This window comes from Pseudomonas sp. S1_E05 (genome assembly GCF_056337105.1).
Genome location: NZ_JBFRHM010000001.1, coordinates 801,377 through 816,428, shown reverse-complemented (window position 1 = coordinate 816,428; position 15,052 = coordinate 801,377). Strand labels below are relative to the sequence as shown.

The following is a 15,052-nucleotide window of genomic DNA, read 5'->3' as shown; positions in this document are numbered from 1 at the left end:
CCGCGATATGCGGGGCTTGCGCAATTTGTCGCATAAAAAAGCCCGCACGGAGCGGGCAATGGGAAATTCTATTTCACGCGCCGGATTCAGGATCGGACGCCGGAACGTCGCGCGGCTCCTTCAAATCATCGCTCTGGTCGACAAAGTTCGAATCATCATTAAGAGCCGCACCGCCATTACCGCGCCCTGTCTGGGCGTCTTGATCAGAGCCAGGGTTTCCGGGCGGTGGGTTCCAATCTTCTGGTCGTTCGTCAGTACCTTGCTTCGGCTCAGATTCAGCCTTCTCTAGGCCTGAGTCATGACTTCCGCCAGCGTCAGGCGCTTGCTCGCTTGGTCCCGGATATGGCGCTTCAGGGCCGTTGTTGTCTTCAATCATGATGCTCTCCTGTCAGACGCGCAGGGCTGCGCTTACTACTGAGAGAAGTTTCGAAAACACGGAGTGCAATCTCTTCGACGAGCGGCCCTAAAAAGCCTCTGCAAGTGCAGAGGCCCTGAATAGGTGCGCTCGTCTTTCCGAGCTGTCGGCCAAAGGCCTTCTCAACGTCGACGCCCTTTGCATCGATCTCGCTGATCCAGTCTCGCGCCACCCTGCAAGCGTGTGATGGAACAGGGTGCGCGGGCTGCCGGTGTTGATTCCGTACGTCGCACTATCCGGCTATCGACGTCCAGGCCGTCCCGAGGGCTGTCCTGGCTACAGGTAAAACCGAGGCAATAAAAAACCCGGCGCGATGGCCGGGTTTCGTTTGTCAGTCCTCGATACGCGCAGGAATGACAGGATGGGATTAATTTCGCTCATCTGCTCACTGATGTCAACAGGCAATCACGCAGCTTGTTCAATCAGCAAACCTTCCGCCTCCAGAATGTCGGCAGCGTGCGCGAGAGCCTCGTCGACCAAGACGTCAGCAGCCTTGCCGATATCCTGCCGCCACCGGCGTCGAGTCGACTCCGGGGTGCCGTCGTTATCCCAGGTGTTCATGTCGTAGAAGCTGTCCTTCAGCACGATCATATCGGCCGATCGGGACTCGTCCCTCTTCGCCTTGGCTTGGCCTGCTGCCAGCGCAGCCTTCACCACTGCTTCACGGCGCCACTCCGGCGCATCGAGCGGGATCTCGACGGATACGGACGTGGCCACCTTCGGCCGTGCACCCTTCAGCTGCGGAATAGCCCAGGCAGTGGTCGCCTTGAACAGGAACAGCTTCGGGGCCGGGGTGTTGATGAGAGCCTGCAACGCTGAGATGGCTTGCACCTTGCGCCCCTTGTGGGTGCTGTACTTCGCCACAAGCGCATCCCAGTGCTTTGGCTCGAGCGCACTGTGCAGCCGGGCGGACACCCAGCAGTCCACCTGCGTGCGGTCGATGGTGTCGGCGCCACGGGAACGGACCAGTGTCGCCAGGTCGCCGCCCTCCTCCTCGTCGGCAGAATTGTACAGCTTCTGCCATGCCTGTTTGCTGGTGTTGTCGATGGCCTCGGCCGCGAGGGCGGAGACAACTGCGTTCAGAACGCCTGGATAGATCATGCTACAGCCCTCTTCAGTTCGCGGGTCTTGGCTCGGTATTCGGCCTTGATGGTTTTGATTTCTTCGACGGTGTACTTGCGGGGCTCATGAGGCCCTTCGAGCCATGCAACTGTTTCGGCGCCGATGCGCTGTACCAACCGGATGCGGTACTCGACTGCGTTGCCGGACAGGTTGCGATTGCACTTCACACACTGGCGGTGGATGTTCAGCGGCTCGAAGCGCAGTTCAGGGCAGGCGCCGACAGATCGGTAATGACCAGCGTCCCAGCGGCTTCCCGTCATGAGGTCGTTGTCGTTCGGCATCGAGTCGCAGCTGATGCACGGAAGGTGCGCGTCCCGCAGGCGCACGAATTCGTTCACCGCGGCCTGGGCTTCGCGGAGGTGATCCGCCCTGCTCTTCAGTTGATCCTTGCGGACCTTGATCTCGCGGCGCTCGCGCTGGGAAATGGCTTTCCGGGCTTTCTCCTGGTGGCGCGGCGCATCGATCGCTGCGCAGGCCGGGCTGCACACTGCTTGGCCAAGGCGCTGCGGGACGAATGAGGCCCTGCACGATGCAACGCGGCATTTCTTCGACCGGGGCGGTTTTCTTTCCTTCAGTGCTACGCGCATGGTTCGGCCTCCTTGGCTTTCTGCTGCTCGGGCTCAAAGTCGCCGCGCAGTGGCATGAGGTTCTTTTCGTGCTTGATGGCGAGGCAATCCTTGAAACTGCACAGCCACCCACCCAATCCGGAAGCAGGCCTGAACTGATATGTTTTTCCCGAAGTGGGCGACACGACGACCTCGTCCGGCTGCACGAAGCGGATGATCTCGGCCGCTTCGCCCAAATGTCCTCCCGCAATCACCAGGGCCAGGTCGCCCGGCTTGAATTGATGGTTCATGCAGCCTCCTGGCTCAGCAGGTCATCGAAATACACGCCCTGTGGAGCGAAGCGCGCGACGATGCGATCCGTGTAGGCGATGCCCTGGGCGCGGTTGAACAGGCTGGTCACCGGGAAGCCGTCCGGTCCGAAGAGCTTGCACCCGCCCATCATGGACAGCTTCGTCTCGTACGGCAGGTGGCGCATGACGCGGTACCACTCAGCCTGGAACCCGGCGTCCTCGTTCAGCAGGATCTGCACACCGATGTGCAGCTTGCAGTACTGGCGGGCGTCGGCGGCGTCACCGAGCTGTGTCATCTCGGCGATGCGCTTGTACATCGCGAACCACAGGCGATTCTGATCCAGAGTGCGGTCCTTGCCCGGGCGCAGCGACACCACGACGAACTTCTTGTCGCGGTACATGGCGCTGAGCGCGGTGATCGCCTGGGAAAGCCTGGCGGTGCTGTTGACGCTGATCTTCTCGCTCATGGCAGCACCGCCACAGCGATGAGAAATGGGATCAGGCCGATGGCGAACCCCAGCAGAATTGGAGGCAGAGTCATCGGGCACCTCCAGCAGTGGCAGTGACGTGCCCAAGCTCACCGACCACCTCGCAAGCAATCGAGAAAGCTGGGTCACCCAAATGGGTGGTGCGCATGATTCTCGTCATTCCGCCAATCAGCGCCTGGTTCTCTGCCAGCAGTTCCAGCGCCACCTCCTCAACGGTTTTCTCGCCGAGGAATTCCTGCAGCAACTCGGTGTTGTGCTTCCAGTCTGCGCAGTCGGTGCGGTACGAGGCTGCTTCGGCCCAGAGCAGTTTGTGGAGTTTCTGTTTGTCGATGGTCATTGCGAGATACCCTTCAGCAGCTCTTGCAGTTGCTTCAGTTTGCCCACAGCCTCGGAATTGCCTTCACGCTCCTGCTCGACTACAAGTGCGACATCCTCAACTCGACCAGCCAAGCGCTTGAGGTTATTGGCCATCCCAGCGATTTCTCCGGCCAACTCGCTCAACATCTCCAATGGGGTGCCCTGGGCTTTCTTCTCGGAAACGACTTCGAGTTTCAATTCTGCTTTGGCCATGCTCGACTCCTGATTCTTCTGCTTTGCGTCTACGGCGATGCGCTGGAACTGGTCGCGCCCTGATTTTTTAACGAGGCCGGAATCCACCAGGCTGACCAAGCAGCCCGAGACAATCCGGTTGTCCGGCGTGCTTCCGGTCAGGTTGCGCATGGCCGTCATGACCTGGGACGAGGTCCAAGGCTCATTGATCGGCACGCACTCGTAGACCTTCTTCGCTACGCCGGTCTGGCCCTGCATGAGGATTTCTTGTTTGGCGGGAGTCATCAGAAGCGCTCCCTGAATTGCGCAATGGCCTGCCGGGCTTTGCGTTTGCGCAGATACGTATCGACTCGACCGGCCTGGGCCTTCTTGAGGCGCTGGCTGTCCAGTCGGGCTTTGGCTGCATCGACGACCCGGCGGACTTCGGCGAGCTTTTCGCGAAGGTGTGGCGAAGCCTCGAAGGCCGCACCGGTCAGAAGCCCGGCGATGGCCTGGCCGTCGGTGGTGATTGGCGCGATGCGCAGGTCTGCCAAGTACTGGGTGCCGGCCTCTTGCGTGATCAGCTGCATGCGCACCGCCGACTCAATCGCCGTCACTCGTCGCACTGGGTCATGGCCAAGCGAAACACTCCAAGACACCGGAACCGCCTCGGCGCGAGCCTGAGTTACCAGGCGTTCGTAAGCACTCATGAACGCCATACGGGCCCCAACCTTGTCACCCAGCCGAAGGATCGGCGCGGCGGCGGTCATGGCTTGCTGGATCTCGGCGGTCAGCACCACAGTTTCGCTTTCGTCGTGTCCGCACAAAGCAATCGACCATGCCTCGTCCTTGCCCGGGCGACCGTCGGCCACCTGGACGCGCTGAAGGATGTCGGCCATGGCCAGCTTGCCCTTCACCTCGAAGCGGCAGGCTTTCAGCGCAGCCTTCACCACCGGCACCGGATAGGAGCACAGGTCCTCGGCCATCATCGCCGCAGTGCCTGGGTTCATTTCCTGACCCATGGCCTCGGCGGTGGCGCAGATGGCAGCAGCGAGCCCGGCAACCTGCTGGTCGTTCATTTCAGAGGTATTCATTGCGGTCACCTGCTTGGCGCTTGGCCAGAACCATCTGGGCGGCCTGCTCCGCTGCGGAGTGGTTTGCCTCGGTCCGCTCCATCTGGCGTGCGGTTGTCCCGTTGATGCGTTGCCCGGTCACCCACTGGGTGTGGTAGCTCTCGGCGTTGGCCAGCAGCTCGTTGAGGCTGTGGCACTTGCGCAGAACGGCGGCGTCGCTGGTCTTCAGGAAGTGAGCGGCGACGTGATGGGCGACATCGGCGCCGAGGCGGTCGACCAACTGGCCGAGCTGCCCGCCGACTTTGGCGTTCCACACCGGCCAAGCGCTGTAGCGTTTGCGGTAGGCCATGGCGTAGTTCGCCCAGACCTTGAAGGTTTTGCAGGTCTGGTCTTTGGGTCCGGGCATGTCGGCGGGAATCTCGACGCGGGGAGCATCGGTGCGATCAACCACCAGCACCAGGTTGCGAGACTGAGCCGGCACGACCTCGGCGGGAGCCGGGGGCGCAATTGGTTCAATGACCGGTTCATTGACTGGTTCAGAAGAGTGACTGGTTCTGGGTGCAGCTCCTGCACTACCCCCTGGTGCAGGAGATTCACTAGGGGGTGAACCAGCTGCACTACCCTGGTGAATCTGCTGCACTACCCCTGGTGCAGGAGGTGCACCACCATCCAATGTCAGGAAGTAAACGTTCGACGAGTTTCCCTTCGGGCCACCCTTCCGAGTTTCCTTGCGAAGCAGCCCAGCCTCACACAAAGCGGTGATGTGATTCATGACTGAGCGTTTGCTGATTTCGCACTGGTCGGCGATGTGCTGATAGGACGGCCAGCATTCGCCCATGTCGCTGGCGTTGTCAGCCAGCTTGATCAGCACCAGCTTGCGCAATGGATTGCCGACGCGAATTTTCATCGCGGCGACCATAAGGCCCATGCTCATGCTGCACCTCCGGCTAACGTGCGGAAATCAATCGTCCGCACACCCTTCCAGCTATTGCAGGACATGCAAAGGGTCTGGAGGTTGCCGAAAGAAGCCTCTCCACCTTGGCTTTCAGGTACGACGTGATCAGCCCTCAAGCGCATCAGCACCGAGCAGCCACAGCGCAAACACGCGTGACCGTCGCGGGCGAATACCCGAGCACGCAAGCCAGAAGGGATTGGTTTCTTTTCGTCCTGCGCCGGGGCGGGAGGACCGGCGGTTGGTGCGCGGTGACGTGGCCCATACGGTCCGGGTTCCACTCACACCCTTTTTCGGTGAGTCGGAATGCTTCAGGGCGAAGCTCAATCAAACCAGCCTCTTCCAGGGCCTTCAGCATGCGGTAAGCGTTGTCCGGCTTATCGGTGAGAAGAGGCAGCTCCTCAATGATCTTGGCCTTGCTCAGAGCGAAGAAGATCCCAGCGTCCGTCTTGACTGGCTTGGTCCAGCTTGGGCAGCCATAGACGAAGGCGAACAGCAGGGCCTGCTGGGAGTTCAGCCCCCACTCCAGCGCCTTCACCTGGTTGATCGTTACGGTGAATTGCATATCAGGCCTTCCCGACCAATTTGGCCAGTTCAAGGAAGCGGTCGACGTACCAGTGAGGCTGCGTCTCGCGTGGAGATTGAGGACTGGTAAGGTTTTTGCCGTAGGCCAGGCCCTTCTCGGTCACAGACCAGAAGTCGACCATTTCCTGTTTGGAGTTTTTGCGCTGCAGTTGCTTGAGAAATCCCTTGGCTGCGAGGGCGCGATTGAACGCCGCCGGCGCGTAGCGAATCCCATGGTCTTTCAAGAGGGCCGTGGCCGACTTGGTGGGCATCGAGGAGCCGCCGGCAGCATCCGGCGCGGCGTCGACGGCGTAGCCTGGGAGAAACCTCGGGTCCAGGCCGTTGTTCTGGGCAATCTTCGTGAGCATTGCCATCTGGCAAGACGCCGCCGGCTTCAGCAGCCGCGTGAAGCACTCCATGATGGCGATCTCGCCGACAACCTTGGTGCCGTTGAGCAGCACTTGTTCGCGGGCGCCCTGCTGCTGTTCCAGTTCCCGCCAACGGCGAATCACCTTCATGCGCAATGGGGCGCTGTAGCCCGTGAGAAGGCAGTCGGTGTGTTCACGATCGAGCAGGTATTGCACCTGTTCGCGGTTGCGGCCGTCCAGATAGATGTCCTCAAAACTGAGTGCATCTACTTTCAGGTCTTTGAGCATTGCAATGATGTCCCGCTTCACGTTGTCGTGGCGTTTGCCGGTGACGTTAGCGATCTCACGGGAAGACATGGTGGTACGCGACACGTTTTCAGAGTTTGCAAATCGTGTCGCGACATCGGTTGGGGGATTGCTGAAATTTGGCTGGCTCTGCATAATCGGCCTCATCAAGTGGTAATGAATTAGCCGGGGCGCAATCCCGGCTTTTTTGTGCCCGGGATTTAGCAGGCGACCTTCACCGACTCATCCATCACGTCCAGGCTTTCCCGGATGTGGTTGATCTCGCGGCGGATGGTCGATTTGTCGAACTGGCACACCCGCCCGTCTTGAAGGGCTTCGTGCACAGCGATGGTCAGGTCGGCGAACTCTTTTCCGACGCCAATCATGGATTTGGTGAGTTCCTGGGGCTTTGGAGCATTCTTCGCGACGAGGTCAAAACCAAAGTCATTGGCCAGCGCCGCCAGAGGACGCATGTCGCCGGTGTGCAGCAGAATCCCGAACAGGTGCTCGATGGTGAGGTGGTGCGCATCGTTGTCCGGGTTGGCGCGCTGCAGAAGGCTGACGTGAGCTACGCCCATCTTTCCTGCCAAGACCTTCGCCTCGTTGTCCAGCACAGCGGCCTGGCAAGCCCTCAAGAAATTATCCATTCGTAAAACCCCGCTTCTGTTTCCGTGGTGGCGCAATGCCAACAAGGCGAAAATCTGCTCATCAACTGATCAGGGACGCATCCATGACCGACTCTTCAGAACTGCAGGGCGAGATAACCGCCCTTTGCTGCTTTGTGGCTGCCTTGGCATCCACCCTGCCCTTGTCTTCTCAACTCAGGCTTTGGCCTGCCTTTGAATCGAAGGCCGATCTGTTGCGTAACCAGCTGGGCCGGGATGCCCTCCGAGGCTTCGAGCAGGCGACCATCTCGCTCAGCTCGAAGCGGGGTTAAGCGGCGGTCTTGTTCGGCTTTGCTTCCAGCAGCAGCCACGACGCCTCGAACGGCTTTCCATTCGCTGCTGCCAGCGCAGAGATCCTTTCTGCGTAACGCGTCTCACCGGTGTACTCGGTACGTGGCAGGCAGTCGGCAGTCAGCCACTTATAAACAGCGCGCGGAGACTTTCCGCACGCCAGGGCAACCACCGGAACGCCGCCGGCGTCATCAATCGATTTCTTAAGCGGGCTCATGTGGCCTCCGGGTTAAAGATGAACTTGCAGTACATATTATGTCGGAACTGAAAGTACATGCAAGGCCGTGCGATATTGAACCTATGGTTCAAATAGAAGAGATTCGCGCCGCGTTTGCGTCCCGCCTCAAAAAATCACTTGCCGAGAAAGGCATTGATCAATGGGGAGCGGGTGCGCGCCTGGCGGAAATGACGAAAGTCACCCCAAAGGCTGCCAGCAAATGGCTCAATGGGGAGTCGATACCCGGCGCAGCAAAAATGCAGGCGATTGCCGAAAATCTCGGCGTCAAGATCGAATGGCTGCAACATGGTTCTGGCGAAGGACCGGGTCTGCTGGTCGATCGGGCTATTGGTGAATCCTCGACTGCCGCTGACAAGCTCCGCCAAATGCTCGCCGGCAAATCACTGGGCGAAGACCGCCTCCAGAAGCTGCTGAGCGTTGCTGAGGGCAATGAGCCAGAGGGTACTGTTGAGGTGCTTGTGAACGATGCCTACCGGCCTGGCAAGGTCGGCGACGAGGTGTGGATCGCGCACTACGACGTACGCGGCGCGCTTGGTGGCGGCGAGGTTGCTCACGACTTCCCTGAGATGCTGCAGGACGTGCGCGTCAGCCCTTCCCAACTCCGCTCTATGGGAGTTGGAGTTCAAGGAGCACTTCCACTTGAAGGTGATCACTGGCTGGGGACAGTCGATGACGCCAACGATCAAGCATGGCGACCCGTGCCTGGTGGACATCAGCATCAAGGATTTCGTCGGCGACGGGATTTATTATTTCTCGTACCAGGGCTTCCAGTACATCAAGCGCCTACAGATGAAGGGAAAAGACAAATTCAAGATGATCTCGGACAACCGAAAGCATAAGGCCGAGGACATCTTCATCGACGAGACCTACATCCAGGCGCGCGTGCTGTTCGTCTGGAATGGAAATCTGGTCTAGCTCATGACCCTCACCAAGCCCAACCAGCGACTACGCCGAGACCTGAATCAGGCCGCTGCCCTGCTCAAGTGGTCAGGCGTGGATTTGCTCCAAGCGGCGAGGAAGCTGTCCGAGGCCGGTCAAGAAGCTGAGGCCGAGGAACTGCTGAAGATCGCCGTGAGCTTTCAGGAGTATGAGGACAAGCTGGCGGGTTATGCGGAAGAGGTGAAAGGGGGAGGATTGTCCGGGAAGCAGATGAATGACCTCAGGGGGACGATTAACCTTTCAAAAACCTTCCAACGCGAACGGTTTAATAACTATTACTAATCAGCCAACAATAGCTACATGGAAACGTGAAAATGCATAGGACAGCTACTTTTGTTGATTTAAAAATATCAGCGTATGGAGTTTCTGAAGCAAGGGAAACAGCAGTAAACTTTGAAACTGATCCAAAGCCAATCACTGAGATAATGTCACAGCTTTCTACACTGCTTGTTGACGGAAACAGAATGGTTAAAAAAGGCAGAAGCGAACAGAGCGCTCGCCTCTATATATCCGATTATGAAATAAGACAAGACAGTATCGTTCTTTTGATAAATCGGAGCGACCCAACAGCACCTGACGCTGTATCCTCTGACCCTGAAAACAAAAGCAGAATCATACACACAAAACCGGAAAAGCATGGAGGCGAATACTCAGCGCATATCATAATTAGCTCGAAACCCATCAAAGGAGACAACTACTACCTGTGTATAATTGAAACAGTATACGGCTCTGGACTTCACTTGAGTAGCTTGAGCGACTACATCCGCTTTCTATTTGCAAATTTAAGAAAACAATTTAAAGAAGAATATTTGATTCCGCACATCAACGGATCTAAAGATAAAAATGGCCAGCCTGTGTTGGTGCGTCACGTTCACACAGTCGAGTTGCAAGGACATCCCTCAGACGAGTTCACGAACGACCTTAATACTGGCACACTCTCTGAAATTGAGCTGATAAGCTTTTCTGAGCAGGGCGCAACGTGGGACAACAAAGGAGCAGTCACGGAATATCAACGATCTGTTCAGTTAAAGCCAAACAAGGACATGATCGGAGATGCGGGATCCGCCTTGCGTCAGGTCAGGGCAAAAGTAAACAAAAGCTACAAAGAATATGACTCAATTAGAATTCGCTTTAAGAATGAGAGAGGTGAAGCGAAGGACGCAACTATCGCATCTGATACAGGAAAATTACTGGATAGCGACAAATATATAAAAAGACACAACATCAGCTCGCCACTGGTAAATACAACTAGTTTTGAAAAGATAAATAAATTTATAATAAAGGAAATGATAGCACTAATGGAGTAGCCAAAATGCTAGCACAACTCTTTAAGCCACTGGGCTATCTTTTCATAAAACACCCTCATAAATGGGTAGTTGATTGGCTCTACCCTTGTATAGCAGCCACTTTAACTATTATAGCCGTCTGCGGCATGAGCGACATTTCAGCTTTTTCAAAGCCAGGAGGGGGAATATCATTAATCCTCTCATTCATTCAGTCGTTGCCAGGGTTTTACATCGCAGCACTCGCGGCCATTGCTACTTTTGGGCGTTTAGACATAGATGATATATTGCCCGAACCAACACCGAAAGTTGTTATAAAGCTGAGAGGGACCAGCAACATCGTAGAACTTACTAGGCGGCGTTTTCTGGCTATGCTTTTTGCTTTTTTGACCGCCGAAAGCATATTGCTCACAATATTTTCGATTTTTCTGGTCTCATTCGGCGAAAACATCTACAGCATTAAGGCTTTTAACGCAGGATATTACTGTTTGATAGCGTTTTGTTTTGCATTCATGATCGGTTTCTACCAGATGGTACTCGCTACATTTTGGGGTCTTTATTATTTAGGTTATAAATTACAAAGAGTAAGAGATGTCCCAGCTTCCGATAGCCCGGCCCAGCGCCGGGCTTCTTGTATCTGATCAGCCGACAGGGATATAGCTTTCGACGGAAAAGCTGCCCATCATCCGATAGACATTCCAGCATGCCCATCCATACAGCCCATAGGAAATAGCCACAAGGGCCAACGATGCGTAGCGCAAGGCATCTCCGGCACGATCTTCCCTGCAATTGTGTGGCTTCCCCATCCCGTCATGGTAAAGCCCTTGAGAGAGATAAGTGGCTCCGCTGGCGATAACCGCCAAAACCACGCCGCAAGCCAACACAAACACGGTCAAACCCAGCAGTTCAAGGCCTACAGGGTTGAGCGCTTTCCAAGCTGAACTCGCGAATGCCAATAGCGCCGCTGCCGCTCCTCCCCCTACAAGAATGCTGGATTTCAGCGCTGCCTGACCAGAATCTATAACAGTCCTGAACATTGCTTGCTGGTCTTGGAAGGCGTGCTCAGTGGCCTGTCTCTGAAATTCGGTATTCGCCTCGGTCAGCGGTGATAGCTTTTCAACGTGTTCGCGTAAAGCAGCCATGTAAATCTCCAGGCTTTCGATGGACACGTATTTAAGGTCTCTGCTCTTTGCGTCTTCCACTTGCTCGGCGAGCGCATCAATCACCTCGTTAGGTTCCATCTCTCATACTCAGGATAAAAAGACATTCTAGCCTTCGCCTTGCCGCCCATGGTGGCTGTACGCCACGAATGGTAGAGTTCGGGCTCAATAAAGGAGGGATTCGATGAAGGGATTCAGGGCGGCAGCACTAGCGATCGGGGTGATATCCACTACAACCGCCGAGGCCGGCATATTTGAAGATAAGACCGATCGCTTCACCGGAGTCCGCTCGGTGAGCTGGAATACCATCCCGTCCCAGGCGGAAAGCTTTGCGGTATCGACAGTGGCCCTCTACTCCAAGGGATCAGCAGCGCCAAATCAGTACATCTTTCAAATCATCACCTACTCAAGCACCACACAATTCGACGGATGCCCCTACGTCGACTGGCTCATTGATGGAGAGCCAGCAACGGGGTTGCAGGCTAAATACAGTCGAGATGGTGCCGGCACCGCCACGATTGAGCGATTCACTCTACGACCTAGTCGTGAAACTCTTGCCAAACTGGCATCCGCTAAGCTGGTTGAGTTCAAAGTGTGCAATGTCGAGAGCTCTATAAGCCCTGAAGATATGGGCGGCCTGCGCAAAGTGCTCGACACAACAAAATAACCATTCTGCTCAAGAAGCCCGCCTCTGAAGCGGGCTTTTTTTGCGGCTATCAGAAAGGCGCCTCCTCCGCCTGTGGCTCTTCCTCGACTGATGCAGCGCGCTCATCATCCTCGGATGGCTCCCAGCGCAGCGTGATCGATTCATCCTCATCATGAAACATCATGTCGATGCCGTCGGCTTCCGACAGCGCGCCCAGTATCTCTAACCACTCCCTTTCCCCGTCCGTATCAAGCCGATGGATCCGCACCTCGCGCCGCTCCTGGGCGATCGGGTGGTTGATCATCGACGACACTCGCAGCATAAGCCGCTCCATTGAGTTCATTGGTTTGATGCTTGAGTCGTTCTTTTTGCTCTGCTGCGCCATAAAAACCTCCTGATCAAATGCTGTACATGCATCCAGTATTCGATGGTGAGCATAACGAACTGTTAGTTCATCGTAAATCCCACACCGACCGACAAATTCTGAACCAGGAAATGAACCGAGCAAAAATTATGTACTTTTGGTACTTGACGCAATGTGAACCTGTAGTTCATATTTACTCCATCGCGGCGACAGGGCCTCAACAGACCCGCCGCTCTTTAGCGACACCCCTTGCCGGATCAACACCGGCCCAGATTCAAAGGCAGCGATGAACCGGCCTCAACGGTTCAGAGGGTTGGCAACTGACCCGGGCGTGCAGCGTAAAGCGCCAAGAACAGTTATCCAGCGGGAGAACAAGCCGAAAGGCCCGCGGCTGGAAGAACATCAGATTCAAGCCAGTGACTGACGCCAGCAGCGGGTCACGGCGAACAGATTTGAATTAGCGATCCCCATAGCCTCGGCTGGGGTCGCCGGACCTCATGCACCCTGCCCCCATCAATCAGGGCATTCAGAGCTGTAGCGTGCATGTTGTAAGGACCTGTGATCCGTAGCGAACAGATGCTGTTTGACGCCGCGGGGAGGAAGCTCGACGCCCACACCGACGAAGATCGGCCAGCCCTGCAATCAGCTGCGGGTAACTGGCCAACACCGCTGATGCAACAAACCCGGCCTGTCGCCAGTAGCGAGGCCGGGGCACCCTCCCCCGACACCACCCGCATGCACATGACACCGCGCCCAACGGCAACCAGCGGAGCGGATGAGCGCATTGCGAGTTTTGTTGGATCAACCACAGAGGTTTCCGTAATGCCGAAGATCATTGATGTGATCAGGACGAAGCAGGGGCAGACGTTTCTGCTCCTCGACGAATTGCCCCGCTGCGTTTACGAGCGCACCGGAAACCTTCTGGTATCGAACGACGGCGGCTTCTACGACTTCCTCCAAATTGTGCCGGGGTCGCGTGACGCCTTCGCCGGGCGGGAATTCACGATCCAGCTCACGGATGGGTCAACGCTGGAATGCAGGGGTCAGGTCTGGTCGTGCGGTGCCGATGTTGGCGTGCCAACCGCGCAGATCGGCGTCGGCACCCTTGAGTCTCTTGCGCGCTGCTACGTCTTCAGCTCGGCCACAGTCGACGTATCGCTGGTGAACGAATGGCTCTCGAAAAACAAGCCGAGCAGCCGGTACTACAAGTACGACAAGCGCGAGACGGTCGAGTACTGGGAAGCCATTTACCGCACCGAGAAATGGGGGAATCGAATTTCTCCGGCTCGAGCCCGGAAGCTCCGCAAGCGTGGCGCGACCATCTGGCGCGTAGAGGGCAGGCCAACTTGGAGCGCCCGCTTCGAGAAGCGCAAAGCTCAAATCCTCGCGGACATTGCCGCAGACGCCTAACCCCAAACACTGGAGATCGCCATGAGCGGCTGGATCAAATGCAGCGACAGGCTGCCGCCAATTCGCCAGCGCGTTCTGGCTTATCGGCTGGGCAAGAAAACCAATGATGGCCCCTTCTTCGCCATGACGTGCGGAAACGAGTATCGCCCGTGGCGCTACATCGACGGCGATCGCTGCGACATCACGCCGACGCACTGGCACGAAATTCCTGCACCGCCCACCGAATAACACTCCGCCGCTCTGGAGGCGACCATGACCTACGAAGTGATCATCGAGGACTACGTCCTCCAGTGCAATATCACCCATTGCGTCTCAGTGAAGGGCGACCCGAACTCCTGGGCAAGTCCGGACGACTACTACGGCTATGAGGAGATGGAGTTCGAAATCGTCTCTGGCAACACTTATGACGATGACGGAATCCCGCTTGATCTTGGAAAGAACGGTTGCGCGGCAGTTGCCGAGCGTTTGGCCGAGGAAATCGAAGAGCTGTTGTGGGAGCAAGTCGCCGCGGCGCGTGAAGATGATCGCGAGTACGACGATCGGGATTACGGCGACTGGGAGGCAGCATGAGCACCAGCAATCACGATCTGGCTGTCGGCATGCTCGACGGCTACATCAAAAGCATGATTGACCCGGATTGCAGCGTTGTAGCTGTCCGGGCTTCATCGAACACCGCGCTTCTGATCTTCCGCACGCTGAGCATCATCAGCGCTGCCGAGGAATCCCACTACGCCGAACGCCTGCGCCGTGTTTACGAGCGTCGGCAAGGAAGGGCAGCATGACTACTCCTCCGGTTAAAACGCTGATTGATGAGCAGGTTGAAGAACTGGATCGGATTCTCAAGCGCCCTCGCGACACCTTGGTCTGCGAGCTTGAATCGCCGGTGAAAGGCAACTGGCCGCACCATGCCCGGGACAACTCGGCATTCATGGAAGGCGACTGGGGAATCGATCCCCGGGGCCGTCTGGTGGAGCTGTGACCTCCCACCAGCGCACCCGGCGCTTCCTCATCTGGCGCGGCTCATTCTCTGCCATCGCCGTTTGCACCTTCCTGATGCTGCTCAGCGCTCTCGCTGATCGCGTTACTCAATAGGTAAGCACCATGTCCGAACAAGCTCTGGCGACATGCCCGTTCTGCGGGCTCGCGCCGACGGTAGACGCATACGATCGTATGATCTCGATCCGCTGCGACACCTGCAAATACCACCGAACATTCCCTGGGTTACTTCAGAGAAAAGAAAGCCCAGTACCGGTCCTGCAATACAAAAATGCAAATGGCGAGATCGAAACGCTCGCGCCAGAAGATGTGCATGAGTGGTATCACGCCGATGCTCATAAGGACGCGCGCGCCATGTGGAATACACGCGCCACCCAATAACCCCCTTCACAGCGCCCCTCTCCGGTGG

General features: G+C 56.9%; 26 protein-coding genes and 2 pseudogenes. 12 read left to right on the top strand and 16 right to left on the bottom strand.

The features are described 5' to 3' along the window. Positions 1–73: 73 nt before the first annotated feature. The 13 genes and pseudogenes from AB4N33_RS03830 to AB4N33_RS03770 form a co-directional block, all read right to left on the bottom strand. Entirely contained in the window at positions 74–376 is a 303-nt protein-coding gene (locus tag AB4N33_RS03830; protein ID WP_476456469.1) for a hypothetical protein, read from the bottom strand. A 444-nt stretch (positions 377–820) separates the two neighbouring features. Continuing rightward, positions 821–1,516 (bottom strand): hypothetical protein, encoded by a 696-nt coding sequence (locus tag AB4N33_RS03825; RefSeq protein WP_476456468.1) that lies wholly within the window; start codon positions 1,514–1,516, stop codon positions 821–823. Continuing rightward, on the bottom strand, positions 1,513–2,124 hold the full coding sequence (locus tag AB4N33_RS03820) for a recombination protein NinG (RefSeq protein WP_476456467.1): 612 nt from the start codon (positions 2,122–2,124) through the stop codon (positions 1,513–1,515). Before AB4N33_RS03820 ends, AB4N33_RS03825 begins: the two co-directional genes overlap by 4 nt. Beyond that, positions 2,115–2,393 carry a hypothetical protein gene (locus AB4N33_RS03815; RefSeq protein ID WP_476456466.1) on the bottom strand — a complete coding sequence of 93 codons (279 nt, stop codon included), beginning with the start codon at positions 2,391–2,393 and terminating at the stop codon, positions 2,115–2,117. Before AB4N33_RS03815 ends, AB4N33_RS03820 begins: the two co-directional genes overlap by 10 nt. Then, positions 2,390–2,860: a NinB/YbcN family protein gene (locus AB4N33_RS03810; protein WP_476456465.1), complete on the bottom strand. Its 471-nt coding sequence runs from the start codon at positions 2,858–2,860 to the stop codon at positions 2,390–2,392. The genes AB4N33_RS03815 and AB4N33_RS03810 overlap by 4 nt, the downstream gene beginning before the upstream one ends. 70 nt (positions 2,861–2,930) lie before the next feature. Beyond that, entirely contained in the window at positions 2,931–3,218 is a 288-nt protein-coding gene (locus AB4N33_RS03805; RefSeq protein ID WP_192308424.1) for a hypothetical protein, read from the bottom strand. Beyond that, positions 3,215–3,715: a hypothetical protein gene (locus tag AB4N33_RS03800; RefSeq protein ID WP_476456464.1), complete on the bottom strand. Its 501-nt coding sequence runs from the start codon at positions 3,713–3,715 to the stop codon at positions 3,215–3,217. The genes AB4N33_RS03805 and AB4N33_RS03800 overlap by 4 nt, the downstream gene beginning before the upstream one ends. Continuing rightward, positions 3,715–4,503 carry a hypothetical protein gene (locus AB4N33_RS03795; RefSeq protein WP_192308422.1) on the bottom strand — a complete coding sequence of 263 codons (789 nt, stop codon included), beginning with the start codon at positions 4,501–4,503 and terminating at the stop codon, positions 3,715–3,717. Before AB4N33_RS03795 ends, AB4N33_RS03800 begins: the two co-directional genes overlap by 1 nt. After that, the gene (locus AB4N33_RS03790; protein ID WP_476456463.1) at positions 4,490–5,416 is read right to left on the bottom strand and encodes a helix-turn-helix domain-containing protein; all 927 of its coding nucleotides are present in this window, start codon (positions 5,414–5,416) and stop codon (positions 4,490–4,492) included. Before AB4N33_RS03790 ends, AB4N33_RS03795 begins: the two co-directional genes overlap by 14 nt. Next, positions 5,413–5,559 (bottom strand): HNH endonuclease, encoded by a 147-nt coding sequence (locus tag AB4N33_RS03785; RefSeq protein WP_476458779.1) that lies wholly within the window; start codon positions 5,557–5,559, stop codon positions 5,413–5,415. The genes AB4N33_RS03790 and AB4N33_RS03785 overlap by 4 nt, the downstream gene beginning before the upstream one ends. Positions 5,560–5,639: 80 nt before the next feature. Continuing rightward, positions 5,640–5,999 (bottom strand): annotated as a pseudogene (locus AB4N33_RS03780) (phage replication protein); the annotation flags it as partial. Between the two features lies 1 nt (position 6,000). Further along, entirely contained in the window at positions 6,001–6,723 is a 723-nt protein-coding gene (locus AB4N33_RS03775) for a Rha family transcriptional regulator (protein ID WP_476458778.1), read from the bottom strand. A gap of 149 nt (positions 6,724–6,872) precedes the next feature. Continuing rightward, entirely contained in the window at positions 6,873–7,298 is a 426-nt protein-coding gene (locus tag AB4N33_RS03770; protein ID WP_476456462.1) for a phage regulatory CII family protein, read from the bottom strand. An 83-nt stretch (positions 7,299–7,381) separates the two neighbouring features. Here AB4N33_RS03770 and AB4N33_RS03765 point away from each other — a divergent pair, with 83 nt between their 5' ends. Then, the gene (locus AB4N33_RS03765) at positions 7,382–7,588 is read left to right on the top strand and encodes a hypothetical protein (RefSeq protein WP_123578704.1); all 207 of its coding nucleotides are present in this window, start codon (positions 7,382–7,384) and stop codon (positions 7,586–7,588) included. Here the strand turns inward: AB4N33_RS03765 and AB4N33_RS03760 are convergent. Beyond that, a complete protein-coding gene (locus AB4N33_RS03760) occupies positions 7,585–7,824 on the bottom strand; it encodes a helix-turn-helix domain-containing protein (protein ID WP_476456461.1) in 240 nt (79 codons plus the stop codon). The genes AB4N33_RS03765 and AB4N33_RS03760 overlap by 4 nt on opposite strands. An 83-nt stretch (positions 7,825–7,907) precedes the next feature. Here AB4N33_RS03760 and AB4N33_RS03755 point away from each other — a divergent pair. The 4 genes and pseudogenes from AB4N33_RS03755 (at position 7,908) to AB4N33_RS03740 (ending at position 10,708) form a co-directional block, all read left to right on the top strand. Next, positions 7,908–8,760: pseudogene (locus AB4N33_RS03755) on the top strand (LexA family transcriptional regulator). Positions 8,761–8,763: 3 nt separating this feature from the next. Then, on the top strand, positions 8,764–9,066 hold the full coding sequence (locus AB4N33_RS03750) for a hypothetical protein (RefSeq protein WP_476456460.1): 303 nt from the start codon (positions 8,764–8,766) through the stop codon (positions 9,064–9,066). Between the two features lie 32 nt (positions 9,067–9,098). Beyond that, positions 9,099–10,091: a hypothetical protein gene (locus tag AB4N33_RS03745; protein WP_476456459.1), complete on the top strand. Its 993-nt coding sequence runs from the start codon at positions 9,099–9,101 to the stop codon at positions 10,089–10,091. 5 nt (positions 10,092–10,096) lie between these two features. Next, positions 10,097–10,708 (top strand): hypothetical protein, encoded by a 612-nt coding sequence (locus AB4N33_RS03740; RefSeq protein ID WP_476456458.1) that lies wholly within the window; start codon positions 10,097–10,099, stop codon positions 10,706–10,708. Here AB4N33_RS03740 and AB4N33_RS03735 read toward each other — a convergent pair whose 3' ends face one another. Continuing rightward, entirely contained in the window at positions 10,709–11,308 is a 600-nt protein-coding gene (locus AB4N33_RS03735) for a hypothetical protein (protein ID WP_476456457.1), read from the bottom strand. Between the two features lie 103 nt (positions 11,309–11,411). On the opposite strand from AB4N33_RS03735, the gene AB4N33_RS03730 reads away from it, so the two are divergent. Beyond that, complete coding sequence (locus tag AB4N33_RS03730) at positions 11,412–11,894, top strand: hypothetical protein (RefSeq protein WP_476456456.1); 483 nt, start codon at positions 11,412–11,414, stop codon at positions 11,892–11,894. Positions 11,895–11,943: 49 nt separating this feature from the next. Here AB4N33_RS03730 and AB4N33_RS03725 read toward each other — a convergent pair whose 3' ends face one another. Beyond that, positions 11,944–12,258 (bottom strand): DUF1654 domain-containing protein, encoded by a 315-nt coding sequence (locus AB4N33_RS03725; protein ID WP_476456455.1) that lies wholly within the window; start codon positions 12,256–12,258, stop codon positions 11,944–11,946. 537 nt (positions 12,259–12,795) lie between these two features. Between AB4N33_RS03725 and AB4N33_RS03720 the strand changes: the two genes are divergently transcribed. From AB4N33_RS03720 to AB4N33_RS03695, 6 genes are all read left to right on the top strand, one after another. Continuing rightward, complete coding sequence (locus AB4N33_RS03720; RefSeq protein ID WP_476456454.1) at positions 12,796–13,647, top strand: hypothetical protein; 852 nt, start codon at positions 12,796–12,798, stop codon at positions 13,645–13,647. Between the two features lie 21 nt (positions 13,648–13,668). Further along, positions 13,669–13,875: a DUF551 domain-containing protein gene (locus AB4N33_RS03715; RefSeq protein WP_476456453.1), complete on the top strand. Its 207-nt coding sequence runs from the start codon at positions 13,669–13,671 to the stop codon at positions 13,873–13,875. A gap of 24 nt (positions 13,876–13,899) precedes the next feature. Continuing rightward, positions 13,900–14,217, top strand: a complete 318-nt coding sequence (locus AB4N33_RS03710; protein WP_476456452.1) for a hypothetical protein — start codon at positions 13,900–13,902, stop codon at positions 14,215–14,217. Next, entirely contained in the window at positions 14,214–14,429 is a 216-nt protein-coding gene (locus tag AB4N33_RS03705; protein ID WP_476456451.1) for a hypothetical protein, read from the top strand. The genes AB4N33_RS03710 and AB4N33_RS03705 overlap by 4 nt, the downstream gene beginning before the upstream one ends. Beyond that, positions 14,426–14,626: a hypothetical protein gene (locus AB4N33_RS03700; RefSeq protein ID WP_476456450.1), complete on the top strand. Its 201-nt coding sequence runs from the start codon at positions 14,426–14,428 to the stop codon at positions 14,624–14,626. Before AB4N33_RS03705 ends, AB4N33_RS03700 begins: the two co-directional genes overlap by 4 nt. Positions 14,627–14,748: 122 nt before the next feature. Then, positions 14,749–15,024, top strand: a complete 276-nt coding sequence (locus AB4N33_RS03695) for a hypothetical protein (protein ID WP_476456449.1) — start codon at positions 14,749–14,751, stop codon at positions 15,022–15,024. The last annotated feature ends 28 nt before the right edge of the window (positions 15,025–15,052 follow it).

What these genes read in the sequence shown, in the direction of transcription:
- AB4N33_RS03830 (WP_476456469.1), bottom strand. Translation starts at nt 376, where the DNA reads ATGATTGAAGACAACAACGGCCCTGAAGCGCCATATCCGGGACCAAGC.
- AB4N33_RS03825 (WP_476456468.1), bottom strand. Translation starts at nt 1,516, where the DNA reads ATGATCTATCCAGGCGTTCTGAACGCAGTTGTCTCCGCCCTCGCGGCC.
- AB4N33_RS03820 (WP_476456467.1), bottom strand. Translation starts at nt 2,124, where the DNA reads ATGCGCGTAGCACTGAAGGAAAGAAAACCGCCCCGGTCGAAGAAATGC.
- AB4N33_RS03815 (WP_476456466.1), bottom strand. Translation starts at nt 2,393, where the DNA reads ATGAACCATCAATTCAAGCCGGGCGACCTGGCCCTGGTGATTGCGGGA.
- AB4N33_RS03810 (WP_476456465.1), bottom strand. Translation starts at nt 2,860, where the DNA reads ATGAGCGAGAAGATCAGCGTCAACAGCACCGCCAGGCTTTCCCAGGCG.
- AB4N33_RS03805 (WP_192308424.1), bottom strand. Translation starts at nt 3,218, where the DNA reads ATGACCATCGACAAACAGAAACTCCACAAACTGCTCTGGGCCGAAGCA.
- AB4N33_RS03800 (WP_476456464.1), bottom strand. Translation starts at nt 3,715, where the DNA reads ATGACTCCCGCCAAACAAGAAATCCTCATGCAGGGCCAGACCGGCGTA.
- AB4N33_RS03795 (WP_192308422.1), bottom strand. Translation starts at nt 4,503, where the DNA reads ATGAATACCTCTGAAATGAACGACCAGCAGGTTGCCGGGCTCGCTGCT.
- AB4N33_RS03790 (WP_476456463.1), bottom strand. Translation starts at nt 5,416, where the DNA reads ATGAGCATGGGCCTTATGGTCGCCGCGATGAAAATTCGCGTCGGCAAT.
- AB4N33_RS03785 (WP_476458779.1), bottom strand. Translation starts at nt 5,559, where the DNA reads ATGCGCTTGAGGGCTGATCACGTCGTACCTGAAAGCCAAGGTGGAGAG.
- AB4N33_RS03775 (WP_476458778.1), bottom strand. Translation starts at nt 6,723, where the DNA reads ATGTCTTCCCGTGAGATCGCTAACGTCACCGGCAAACGCCACGACAAC.
- AB4N33_RS03770 (WP_476456462.1), bottom strand. Translation starts at nt 7,298, where the DNA reads ATGGATAATTTCTTGAGGGCTTGCCAGGCCGCTGTGCTGGACAACGAG.
- AB4N33_RS03765 (WP_123578704.1), top strand. Translation starts at nt 7,382, where the DNA reads ATGACCGACTCTTCAGAACTGCAGGGCGAGATAACCGCCCTTTGCTGC.
- AB4N33_RS03760 (WP_476456461.1), bottom strand. Translation starts at nt 7,824, where the DNA reads ATGAGCCCGCTTAAGAAATCGATTGATGACGCCGGCGGCGTTCCGGTG.
- AB4N33_RS03750 (WP_476456460.1), top strand. Translation starts at nt 8,764, where the DNA reads ATGACCCTCACCAAGCCCAACCAGCGACTACGCCGAGACCTGAATCAG.
- AB4N33_RS03745 (WP_476456459.1), top strand. Translation starts at nt 9,099, where the DNA reads ATGCATAGGACAGCTACTTTTGTTGATTTAAAAATATCAGCGTATGGA.
- AB4N33_RS03740 (WP_476456458.1), top strand. Translation starts at nt 10,097, where the DNA reads ATGCTAGCACAACTCTTTAAGCCACTGGGCTATCTTTTCATAAAACAC.
- AB4N33_RS03735 (WP_476456457.1), bottom strand. Translation starts at nt 11,308, where the DNA reads ATGGAACCTAACGAGGTGATTGATGCGCTCGCCGAGCAAGTGGAAGAC.
- AB4N33_RS03730 (WP_476456456.1), top strand. Translation starts at nt 11,412, where the DNA reads ATGAAGGGATTCAGGGCGGCAGCACTAGCGATCGGGGTGATATCCACT.
- AB4N33_RS03725 (WP_476456455.1), bottom strand. Translation starts at nt 12,258, where the DNA reads ATGGCGCAGCAGAGCAAAAAGAACGACTCAAGCATCAAACCAATGAAC.
- AB4N33_RS03715 (WP_476456453.1), top strand. Translation starts at nt 13,669, where the DNA reads ATGAGCGGCTGGATCAAATGCAGCGACAGGCTGCCGCCAATTCGCCAG.
- AB4N33_RS03710 (WP_476456452.1), top strand. Translation starts at nt 13,900, where the DNA reads ATGACCTACGAAGTGATCATCGAGGACTACGTCCTCCAGTGCAATATC.
- AB4N33_RS03705 (WP_476456451.1), top strand. Translation starts at nt 14,214, where the DNA reads ATGAGCACCAGCAATCACGATCTGGCTGTCGGCATGCTCGACGGCTAC.
- AB4N33_RS03700 (WP_476456450.1), top strand. Translation starts at nt 14,426, where the DNA reads ATGACTACTCCTCCGGTTAAAACGCTGATTGATGAGCAGGTTGAAGAA.
- AB4N33_RS03695 (WP_476456449.1), top strand. Translation starts at nt 14,749, where the DNA reads ATGTCCGAACAAGCTCTGGCGACATGCCCGTTCTGCGGGCTCGCGCCG.